This is a genomic window from Methylobacterium sp. WL12 (assembly GCF_008039475.1).
Lineage (GTDB): Bacteria > Pseudomonadota > Alphaproteobacteria > Rhizobiales > Beijerinckiaceae > Methylobacterium > Methylobacterium cerastii.
In genome coordinates, this window is sequence record NZ_VRUW01000230.1 from 1 (window position 1) to 789 (window position 789).

Here is a 789-nt window from a genome sequence, read left to right on the forward strand (position 1 = left end):
CTACGCAACCTGCCTGACCGATGCCGAATGGGCTGTGGTCGGCACGATGCTGCCCTGTCCCGCCGCGACCGGTCGTCCATGGCGCTGGCCAATGCGGTCGGTGCTCGACGGGATTCTCTACGTGCTCCGCACTGGCTGCGCATGGCGGATGCCGATCTCGAACCCGTCTCTACCGACAGTGCCCGATGGGTTGCACGTCGATGAACTGACGCTCGATCCGTCCGGACTGTTGCTTCTTGCCCGGACCACCGCTGCGCAGGGCGTCTGTCCGGCTTGTGGCCAAAGGTCTTCGCGGGTCCACAGCCGCTACTGGCGAACGCTCCAAGACCTGCCGTGGCAGGACCGTGCCGTCACGTGGCGCGTTGAGGTGCGCCGCTTCCGGTGCAGCCATTGCCCGGGCCGGATCTTTGTCGAGCGCATCCCGGGCTTGATGGGATCCAAGGCGCGCCGGACCACGCGTCTGGCCGAGGCACAGACCGAGATCGGCATGGTGCTGGGCGGCGAGGCCGGAGCCCGGTTGTCGCGGCGGCTGTCCATGCCGGTGAGCGGCGACACCGTCCTGCGCCTGATCCGCCGCCATCCGCCGCGGGCCTACCAGGCTCCGCGGGTGGTGGGCATCGACGACTGGGCTTGGCGGCGCGGGCGACGCTACGGCACCATCGTCTGCGATCTGGAACGCCGTCGCGTTCTAGCCCTGCTGCCGGGCCGCTCGTCCGCTCCGGTGAGAGACTGGCTCGCCGCGCATCCGGGCATTGCCGTCGTCAGCCGGGACCGGGCAGGTCCCTACGC

General features: G+C 69.7%; 1 protein-coding gene. It reads left to right on the plus strand.

All coding sequences use genetic code 11. The annotated features are described in order from the left end of the window. The coding region (locus FV226_RS27645; RefSeq protein ID WP_187278880.1) for an ISL3 family transposase at positions 1 to 789 on the plus strand (789 nt) is incomplete at both ends.